7 protein-coding genes are annotated in these 10,291 nt (G+C 70.5%); 6 read left to right on the top strand and 1 reads right to left on the bottom strand.

Annotated features, from left to right (window positions below):
• Positions 1–140 precede the first annotated feature (140 nt).
• Positions 141–1,829: a tetratricopeptide repeat protein gene (locus M0R80_28955; protein ID MCK9463668.1), complete on the bottom strand. Its 1,689-nt coding sequence runs from the start codon at positions 1,827–1,829 to the stop codon at positions 141–143.
• A gap of 64 nt (positions 1,830–1,893) precedes the next feature.
• Between M0R80_28955 and M0R80_28950 the strand changes: the two genes are divergently transcribed.
• From M0R80_28950 to M0R80_28925, 6 genes are all read left to right on the top strand, one after another.
• A complete protein-coding gene (locus tag M0R80_28950; GenBank protein MCK9463667.1) occupies positions 1,894–3,480 on the top strand; it encodes an OmpA family protein in 1,587 nt (528 codons plus the stop codon).
• Positions 3,481–3,484: 4 nt separating this feature from the next.
• Positions 3,485–5,185, top strand: a complete 1,701-nt coding sequence (locus M0R80_28945; protein MCK9463666.1) for a thrombospondin type 3 repeat-containing protein — start codon at positions 3,485–3,487, stop codon at positions 5,183–5,185.
• Between the two features lie 75 nt (positions 5,186–5,260).
• Positions 5,261–7,270: a transketolase gene (tkt, locus tag M0R80_28940; GenBank protein ID MCK9463665.1), complete on the top strand. Its 2,010-nt coding sequence runs from the start codon at positions 5,261–5,263 to the stop codon at positions 7,268–7,270.
• 70 nt (positions 7,271–7,340) lie between these two features.
• A complete protein-coding gene (locus M0R80_28935; protein ID MCK9463664.1) occupies positions 7,341–7,799 on the top strand; it encodes a hypothetical protein in 459 nt (152 codons plus the stop codon).
• 16 nt (positions 7,800–7,815) lie between these two features.
• Positions 7,816–9,015: a hypothetical protein gene (locus M0R80_28930; protein MCK9463663.1), complete on the top strand. Its 1,200-nt coding sequence runs from the start codon at positions 7,816–7,818 to the stop codon at positions 9,013–9,015.
• 69 nt (positions 9,016–9,084) lie between these two features.
• Positions 9,085–10,134, top strand: coding sequence for a sel1 repeat family protein (locus tag M0R80_28925; protein ID MCK9463662.1), 1,050 nt, complete (start codon positions 9,085–9,087; stop codon positions 10,132–10,134).
• The last annotated feature ends 157 nt before the right edge of the window (positions 10,135–10,291 follow it).

The raw sequence follows: 10,291 nt of genomic DNA, 5'->3' as shown, positions 1-10,291 counted from the left end.
GCGTCCGTCCCGTTCTTTGTTGAGGTTTGGCACGCCGGGAACGCACCCAAGAGCAAGAGCGCGACGAATTCGATGCCCGTTCTTTTCATGCGACAATCGTAGGCGGATTTGCGCCGCAGTCAAAGAGTATCGCCACGCCGTCAGCGGTTCATGTCGCCGATCATCTCCTCGACCGACGCGCGATCCGCGGTGTCCGGGTTCGCGTCGAGGAACTCCTGGAGGAGGCGCACCGCCTCGGCCGTCTCCCCCATCGCCTTGTGGCACAGGGCCAGGTTGTAGACGAGATCCGGGACCGGCATGAAGGCGTAGGCCATGGTGAACCGCTTCGCCGCGGCCTCGAACTGGCCGACGCGGTACAGCTCCACGCCGAGGTCGAACATCTGCCTGGCCTGCTCGACGCTGGACGCCTGGGGCACGAGGCGCTGGTACTCCGTGAAGAAGTCGAGCGCCGCGCCGATGCGCCCCGCCTTCAGCTGCGCGAGGCCGATGTTGTACAAGAGGTCCGGGTGCGGCGCGTAGGCGTACGCCTGCTGGAACGCGTCGATGGCGCCGTCCCACTCGCCCTGCTCGAACAGGCGCTGCCCGATGACGAAGAACCGCTTCGCCTCCAGCGACAGGGCCGCGCTCTCGGAGGTGTCGAAGATGCTCTGGCCGGCCTCGAGCTTCGCGATCATCCCCTCGACCGCGGCCTTCTCGTCCCCGGACACGAGCTCGACGTAGCCGCGGAGCGCCTGGAGCGCGCGATCGCTCTTCCCCGCCCGCGCGTGGGCGCGCCCCGCCTCGTAGAGGAGGCTCGGCTTCTTGGACTTGCGGTACGCCTGCTCGAACAGGCCGGCGGCCTTCTCGTGGCTGCCGACGAGCGTCAGCACCCACGCCTGATCGACGAGCGAGCCCTTGGCCGCCGCGTTGCCGCCCGACGGGACCGCCTTGGGCGGCGGCAGATCGCTGCGCGGCCGCTCCTCCGAGAGCGCGCCCTGGGGCTCGGCGAGGAGCAGCACGAGCGCGATCGAGCCCGGCTCGTGCGCGGCGAGGTTCCCCTGCGCCATCCCGACGCCGAGGGACGCGAGCGCCGGGTCGTTCGTCCGCTCCGGGATGGTGAGATCCATGGTGTCGCCGACCACCTGGAAGGCGATGGTGACGCGGCCGAACGAGACGCCGGCCCCCCCGATCTCCTTCTGCGCGGCGTCGATCAGCGCGTCGCTCGTCCCCTTGCCCGCCATGTAGTCGACCGCGACGCGCCGGGCCACCCTGTCGAGGTTCGCGTCCGCGCCGAGCGCGGCGGCGCTCGAGCGCTTCCTCGAGGCCGCGATGCGGCTGCGGATCTCGGCCTCCGCCGCCGCGGGGTCGAGCGCCGGGACGAGCCGCGCGAAGTCGGCGACGAGCACCCTGCCCCCCCGGTCGAAGCCGAGCCCGACGTGGGTCAAGGACGCGTGCAGCACCTTGCTCTTTCCGAGCGGATCGGCGAGCAGCGCAGCGACGGCGTCGTCGGCGTTCCTCCCCTCGGCCGCGTGCGACAGGGCGAACCGGGCGTAGCACCCGGCCGCGACGATCCGCGGCAACGGCGTGGAGTCCGCCGTCCTGCCGGAGGCGGCCGCCGCCTTCGCGGCGGTCGCGTCGAGCGCGGCGCTCCTCTCGAGCGGCGGGAGGCCCGCCGCGATGCGGACCGCGTTCAGCGACTCGGCGACACCCTCGTCGGGGCGGTTCGGGTCCCCGCCGATCATCGCGGCGCCGCAGCCGATCGTCGACATCGCCGCCGCGATCAGGGCGATCGTGAGCCGTCCGGTGGCGCGCCTCGCGTTATTTCTGTTATTCTCCAGATAATTGGACACGACGATCTCCTCGAATATCTGATGGGGAAGACAATATCCGGTTTGGAGAGGGAATACCTATTTCATGTTCGAAAAATACCGCACACCACTGAAAACGTGCCTCTTGGCCTCGCTCGCCGCCGCGCTCCTCGTGTTGCCGCAAGCCGTCCGGGCCGGGCCGGGCGACGGGCTCGCGGTCGACGTGTTCCGCCCGTCGACGAGCTCCGAGTCGTTCTTCGACCTGACGCTGCCGACCACCAAGCTCCACCTCGAGTGGAACGCCGGGGCGGTGGCGCACTACGCGCACCACCCGGTGAAGCGCGAGATCGTCAACCAGGCCAGCGGCGAGGTAATCGACGTCCGGTTCCCACTCGCCATGCGGCTCCAGGCCGATCTCATGGCCGCGCTCTCGCTCTTCGGGTTCCTCGAGGTCGGCCTCGCCGTGCCGGTCGTCGCCTACCAGCGCGGCGAGGGCGGCGACCCGGGCGGCGACCTGCAGCCGGCGGGGATCGGCGATCCGCGGATCGAGCTCAAGGCGCGCCTCCTCGACTACAAGGGGCTCGCGCTGGGCGTCGGGGCGGTCGCGACCGCGCCGGTCGGGAACTACGCCTCGTCGGGCCGGGATCTACTCGGGACGGCGGGGCCCACCCTGGAGCCGCGCGCGCTCGCGTCGTACTCCCTCGGCCCGCTCGTGGTCGGGCTCAACGCGGGCTTCCTGATCCGCCAGCGCACGAGCCTCGGCAACTACGATCAGCGCCACGCGCTCACCTGGAACGCCGGCGCCGCGTTCGACGTCCGCGACTTCGGCGAGCCCGGCGGCATCCGCATCGTGGCGGAGGCGTTCGGCGAGGCCGGCATCGACTTCGACTCGCTCAAGGAGACGCCCATGGAGGCGCTCGTGGGCGTCAAGTACGGCACGCGGACCGACTGGATCCTCGAGGCGGGCGGCGGCCCGGGGCTGGGATCGGCGGTCGGCACGCCCATGTTCCGCGCGCTCCTCGGGTTTGCTTGGGATCCGACGCGGCGGAGCTGCGAGGCCGGCGAGGAGGACGTCGACGGGTTCGAGGACGGCGACAAGTGCATCGATCCGGACAACGACGGCGACGGCCTGCTCGACGGGGTCGATGAGTGCCCGAACGACGCCGAGGATCCGGACGAGTTCGCCGACGACGACGGCTGCCCGGACGGGGACAACGACGCGGACGGCGTGCCGGACAAGCTCGACGGCTGCCCGCTCATCGCCGAGGACCGGAACAACTACCAGGACGAGGACGGCTGCCCCGAGGGCGGGCCGGGCAAGCCGACGGTGAAGATCACGGACTCGCAGCTCCTCCTGTCGAGCAAGATCTATTTCGACTTCAACAAGGCCGTCATCTCGCCGATCAGCTACGGGATCCTCGACGCCGTGGCCGAGGCGATGCTCGCGAACCCACAGATCGCGCTCATCCGCGTCGAGGGCCACACCGACAACGAGGGCACCCCCGAGTACAACCTGCAGCTGTCCAATGATCGCGCCAAGGCGGTCGTCGACTACCTGATAGGGAAATCCGTGCCCCCGGAGCGACTAACGTACGAGGGGTACGGTTTCGAGCGGCCGAAGGCCTCGAACACCTCGGAGGAGGGCCGGGCGATCAACCGCCGGGTCGAGTTCACGATCGTAAAGAAGGAATAGGATCATGAAGAAGGCACCTCTTGTTTTCGCGTTCGTGTCGGTCCTGGCGCCGCTCGGCGCCCTCGCCACGGAGTGCCCGGACGGGGCGCCGGTAGACGGGGACCAGGATCACGACGGGATCCTGAACTACGCGGACCCGTGCTGCCTCGTCGCGTCGGAGCTCGGCGACTTCTCGGACTCCGTCTGCGCCGAACCGGAAAGCGATTGGGATCTGAACGGCAACGGGATCGGCCGGGAGGCAGAGGGCGCGTGCTGCGTCTTCTTCGGCGAGGACGCGGGCCCGTACGGCGAGGACTCGTGCACCGCGCTGATCGAGGGCGAGTGCCCGGACGGAAGCCTGGAGGTCGCCTGCGACGATCTCCTCATGTACGACGGCGGGCAGGTCCTGTTCCCGGACGACACGGCCATGAACGTGACGTGCGGCCGCCTGCAGCCGTGCCTCTGCTTCACGATCGGCGACTGGGACGAGGACGGCCACGAGGTGGGCGATCACGGCCCGTACGACAACTGCCCGAAGCTCTACAACCCGCTACAGGAGAACGCCGACGGCGACGCCTGGGGCGACGTCTGCGACACCTGCCCGGAGGACTACTTCGGCGGCGGAGTGTGCACCTCGTCCGGCGAAGGCGCCCCCACCTGCCCGTACCTCGACTCGTCGCTCGGAATGACCTGCGTCCCGGCGCTCGGAGCGAACGTCTCCATGGAGGCGGTCTTGATGAACAGCGTGTGCGTCGTGGAGCCGGACGGGGACCTCGACTTCGTCGGCGACCACTGCGACAACTGCGTCGAGGTCTACAACGACGGGCAGGAGAACTCGGACACGGACGAGTGGGGCGACGCCTGCGACAACTGCCCATACACCGAGGGGCTGGCCGCCGAGGCGACCGACACGGACACCGACGGCATCGCGGACGTCTGCGACAACTGCGACGGAGTCGACAACTGGGATCAGCTCGATTTCGACGTCGATGGGTTCGGAGACCTCTGCGACAACTGCCCGGAGTCCTCCAACGAAGGGCAGGCGAACACCGACGGCGACGCCTACGGCGACGCCTGCGACCTCTGCATGGACGTGTTCAGCTACGGCGCGGACGAGGACTCCGACGGGATCGGCGACGAGTGCGACGACTGCCCGTTCGGCGAGCCGGTCCCCGACGCAACTGACCTGGACACCGACGGCATCCTGGACTCGTGCGACAACTGCGAGGAAGCTCCCAACTTCGGGCAGGACAACCTCGACGGCGACAACTTCGGCGACGCCTGTGACAACTGCCCGGAGGACGTGGACAACACGCTCGCCAACTCCGACGATGACGTCCTCGGCGACGCCTGCGACAACTGCCCGTACGACACGAACGAGGACCAAGCCGACGAGGACGGCGACTTCGTCGGCGACGCCTGCGACAACTGCCTCGGCCTCCAGAACCCGTACCAGTGCGACGAGGACGGCGACGCGCTCGGCGACGAGTGCGACAACTGCAAGAAGGTCCCGAACTCCGACCAGGCTGACGTGGACGCGGACGGGGTCGGCGATCTCTGCGACAACTGCGCGGAGACCGCGAACGCGGATCAGGCGGACGAGGACCAGGACGGCGTCGGCGATCTGTGCGACACGAGCGACGTGTACTCCGGCGCCTTCTCGTGCGCGGCCGCGGCCCGGGCGACGCGGCCCGGCCTCCTCGCCGCCCTGCTCTCCGCTTTCTGATTCCTCCCCTCATAAACCGGGTGCGCCGGCCGCCGTCTTGGTGTTAGACCAATCGGCGAATACAGGAGGTCGACGATGAAGGGCTCCGCGACGAACCGCGAACTCGACGCACGCTGCGTCAACGCCATCCGCTTTCTCGCCGTAGACGCGATCCAGCGCGCCAACTCCGGGCACCCGGGCCTGCCGATGGGCGCGGCGCCGACGGCCTACGTCCTCTGGCGGCGCTTCCTGCGCCACAACCCGAAGAACCCGCGCTGGCTGAACCGCGACAGGTTCGTGCTCTCCGCCGGCCACGGCAGCATGCTCGCGTACGCGCTCCTCCACCTCACCGGATACGAGAGCATGCCGATGAGCGAGATCCAGCGGTTCCGGCAGTGGGGATCCCGCGCGCCGGGGCACCCCGAGAACGCGGTGACGCCCGGGATCGAGGTCACGACCGGTCCCCTCGGCCAGGGGATCGCCAACGCGGTGGGGATGGCGATCGCCGAGGCGCACCTCGCCGCGCGGTTCAACAGGCCCGACCTGCCGCTCGTCGATCACAGGACCTTCGCCCTGCTCGGCGACGGGTGCATGATGGAGGGGATCTCGCACGAGGCGTGCTCGCTGGCGGGCCACCTGAAGCTCGGCAAGCTCGTCGCGCTCTACGACGACAACCGGATCACCATCGACGGGCCGACCTCGCTCGCCTTCACCGAGGACGTGACGCGGCGGTTCGAGGCGTACGGCTGGCGCGTGCTGTCCGTCGCGGACGGCGACCGCGACCTCGGCGCCATCGAGGCCGCGCTCGACGCGGCGACGCGCGACGACGGCCGGCCGACGCTGATCCGCGTCCGCACGACGATCGGATTCGGCGCGCCGAAGAAGGCGAACACCGCGGACGCGCACGGGTCGCCGCTCGGCGCCGCGGAGATCGCCGCCGCCCGGACGGCGCTCGGGTGGGAGCACGAGCCGTTCTCCATCCCCGACGACGTCCGCGCGCACATGCTCGACGCGGTCGCGCACGGCGAGGCGCTCGAGCGGGAGTGGCGCGGGGTCGTCGCCGAGCACGGCGAGCGGTTCCCCGAGGACGCCGCGGCGTTCGCGGCGCTCGTCTCCGGCAAGGTTCCCGACGATCTCGCGGCCGCGCTGCCTTCCTACGGATCCGGCGACAAGGGCGCCGCGACGCGCTCCCACTCCGGGACGTGCCTGAACGCGCTCGCGAAGGTCGTCCCGGGCCTCATCGGCGGCTCCGCGGATCTCGCGCCGTCGAACAAGACGCTGCTCAAGGGATCCACGGACTTCTCGGCCTCGAGCCGCGAAGGGCGCAACCTGCGCTTCGGCGTCCGGGAGCACGCGATGGGCGCGATCTGCAACGGGATCGCGCTGCACGGCTCGGGGCTCGTGCCGTACTGCGCGACGTTCCTCGTGTTCGCGGACTACATGCGCGCCGCGATCCGCGTGTCGGCGCTCTCCCGGGCCGGCGTGATCTACGCGATGACGCACGACTCGATCGCCGTCGGCGAGGACGGGCCCACGCACCAGCCGGTCGAGCACGTCGCGTCGCTTAGGCTGATCCCAGAGCTCGTCGTGATCCGGCCCGCGGACGGCAACGAGACCTCCGGCGCCTACGCGGTCGCGGTGGCGCGCCGGAACGGCCCGACCCTGCTCGCCCTCTCCCGCCAGGACGTGCCGAACCTGCACGGGACGTCGGCGCTGAGCGTGCAGAAGGGCGCGTACGTCGTCTCCGGCGGCGAGGGCGTCCCGCGGCTCGTCCTCATCGGGACCGGCGCCGAGCTCGGCCTGTGCGCGGCCGCGGCGGAGAAACTGCGCGCCGAGGGGATCGCGGTCCGCGTCGTCTCCATGCCGTCGTTCGAGCTGTTCGAGGCGGCCGACGCCGCCTACCGCGAGTCGGTCCTCCCGGCGGCGGTGACCGCGCGGCTCGCCGTCGAGGCGGGATCGACCTCCGGCTGGGCCCGGTGGGTCGGCGACCGCGGCGCGGTGATCGGCCTCGACAGGTTCGGCGCCTCCGCGCCCGGCGAGGAGTGCCTCGAGCGGTTCGGCTTCACGGTCGACAACGTCGTCGCCCGGGCCAAGGAAATTCTCTGAGCGGCCCGAAATCGATCCTTGCGCAGCGGACCGCGCGGCGTTACCACAGCGGCAGACGGAGGTTCCCGCGATGATCCGTTTCTCGTCCCTGCTCCTCTTCGCCGCGCTCGCGTCCGCCGCCGCGACTGCCAGCGCCGAGGCGGCGGCACCGTCCGGCGACGGCCCGGCGCGGCGCCTCGAGGTCGACACGCGGCTGCACGTCGGGCCGATGATCCTCGTCGGCTTCTCGGTCGCCGCGATCGCCGTCGGCGCCGGCTTCGGCTGGGAGGCGGACCAGCTCTACGACGACTGGAAGTACGCCCGGAAGACCGGCGACCCCATGGATCAGATGGACGGCCTGGCGGAGGACGTGCGCAAGTACTCCGTCACCGGGAACGTCCTGATGTTCGGCGGCGCGGCGTTCGCGATCGTCGGCACGATCTGGTGGATCGTCGCGGCCAGGCGCGACAAGGCCGACCGCGAGGAGAACGCCGTCTCGTTCCGCCCCATCCTCGGACCGGCGCAGGCCGGCGCGGTCGTCGAGTTCTAGCGTCGGTTCCGGCGGCATGACGACCGACACGACATACTCCCCCGAGTGCCCGATCTGCGGCGCGCCGCTCTCCCTGAAGCGGGTCGATCGCGGCTCGGTGATCTGCGGCTACTGCGGCGCGTCGGTCGTGCTCGGCTCGCTCCCCGAGCTCGCGGCGGATCCCGATCGGCTCAAGTCGATCGAGGAGCAGGCGCTGCCGCCGACCATCTTCGCGAAGGTCGTGCGCAGGTACTTCCCGCTGCCGGCAGGGCTCCTCGCCGGACTGTCGCTCGTCGGGACGTGGACCGTCTTCCGGCGCTGGCCCGTGCAGGAGACGGCGATCGGGTGGAGCATCGCCGCGGCGATCGCCACGCTCTTCGCGCTCGCCTACAAGCGGCGGCTGTACGCGATCCTCCTCTCCTTCGCGGCCGGCGGCCTCGTCTTCCTCAAGCCGTTCCTCAACCCCGCTGACAGCGACGGGACGCCGTTCAGCCCAGTGTCCGACACGGGGTTCGGCTTCCTCGTCCCCGGCGCCCTCCTCGTCGCGATCGGGATCATCGCGGCGCTGCGCATCCGCCCGGCGCGGTTCGAGACCGACCTCGGGCTCCTCAAGCCGTCGATCCTCGCGTCGATCGGGCTCGCGGTCGGGATCGGGCTCGGCGCCCTCGCCACCTCGCAGCCGACGAACCGCGACCTCCTCGCGCGCTACTCGGCGCACCTCGACGCCCGCAGGCAGCAGTACGCGGCGATCGCGACATGGATCGACGCGCCGAACCGGCCGGCGCTGCCCGCTACCGCGGCAGGGCTGAACCCGCCGCCCGTCTTCATCGAGAGCTCGCCGGCGTCGAACGTCGACTTCTCCCCCGTGGAGTGGATGCATCTGCGGCCGTACGCCCCGGCGAAGGAGCTGCACATCGGCTCGGCGCTCTCGCGGGCGTTCGAGCGGCGCCGCTGGATCGACGACCGCGACGCCTGGGGCTACGACGACCGGCTCGCCGATCTGATCCTGCCGACCGCCGCGGCGACCCGGTACGTCGTCGCCTACCGCTGCAAGGAGGGCACCGACGACTACCCGATCTTCGGGTGCAGCGCGTGGATGTTCTCGCTCGACAGCTCGGCGCCGCTCCTGCAGATCGAGCTGACCGACTCCTACAGGAGCTTCACCGAGGCGGGCGACGCCCTGTTCGCGAAGCTCGCCGCCGCGACCGGCGGCACGTTCCAGCCACCTCCTCTCTGAAGCCGGCCCGCCGTTTCCGTGTTAAGGTCGTCTCCTCGTTGTCCGCAACCCAAGGGAAAGGACCCCCCAATGAAACGCGCCCTCCTCGCACTCTTCGCGATCGTCCTCCTCGGCTGCGGCGGTGCGCCGCTTCCCCCTTCCGAGCCCCCGCCCGAGCCTCCTGCCCAGCCGGGCGACACGGCCGCGGCAAACGAGCCCGCTCCCGCCCCATCCCCGGCGGGCGAGGCCGGGGCCGAGGTGCCCGAGTGCGCGAACCGGGACGACTGCAACAACATGGGCGTGAACGCGCTGCTCGCGAAGAACGGGGCCGTGGCGGTCCCGCTCCTGCAGAAGGCGTGCGACCTCGAGAACGGCGTCGGCTGCTTCAACCTGGCCGCCATGCTCGCGAGCGACGAGATCGTCGCGAAGGATCCCGCCCGATCGACCGCGCTCTACGGCCGCGCGTGCGATCTCGGCGAGGCGAGAGGGTGCCTCGGCGCGGGTATGGCCCACTACGAGGGCGCCGGCGTCGGCAAGGATCCCGCGAAGGCGCTCCGCCTCTTCGACAGATCGTGCGGGCTGGGCAACGCCGAGGCGTGCAAGAACGTGGGCGTGCTCTACTGGGAGGGCGCCGACGTCGCGCAGGACCGCGACGCCGCGATCAGCTACTTCAAGAAGGCGTGCGGCGGCGGCTACCAGCCCTCGTGCGACGTGGTGAAGGAGATCGAGGCGCAGCTGGCCGGCGGCGGCGCGGATCAGGACGGCGGGATCCCCGGGGCCAACCTCACGGTGGGCTCGATGTCCGTGAACGACATGACGGTGAACGACCTCGAGTGCCGGCTCGCCAGCATGGGGTTCATGGCGGCGATGCAGCTCGTGGCGTCGATCGCGGAGCAGAAGAAGGCGATGGACCGCTGCGCGCCGAAGGGCGACGCCCCGCGCGTGCGCTGGAGCTTCGCGGGCGGCAAGGCGAAGGACGTCGCCGTCGCGGGCGCGGCGGACGCCAAGGTCGAGAAGTGCGTCGCGAAGGCGGCGGCGAAGATGAAGTCCGGGATGGACGGCGAGTGCGCAGCGTACTTCCTCATCGGCGCAGAGGCCGGCGCGAAGGCCGCCTACGACAAGGCCAAGGCCGGGAAGTAGGCTGCCCCCTGCCCCCGACTCCGTGATTCCAGTCTGAAGCTGCGTGAGCCGATCCGCCTTCCTGAATCCTGAGCACCCCGGAGCCTCAGGTCGATTTCCGGCAACCTTTTCCCGAAACGTCCGATTCAGTGACGTGTCTTGCCGCATCCGCAGGTTC

Source organism: Pseudomonadota bacterium, from assembly GCA_023229365.1.
Lineage (GTDB): Bacteria > Myxococcota_A > Polyangia > JAAYKL01 > JAAYKL01 > JALNZK01.
This window is presented reverse-complemented; position numbering and strand designations above follow the sequence as displayed.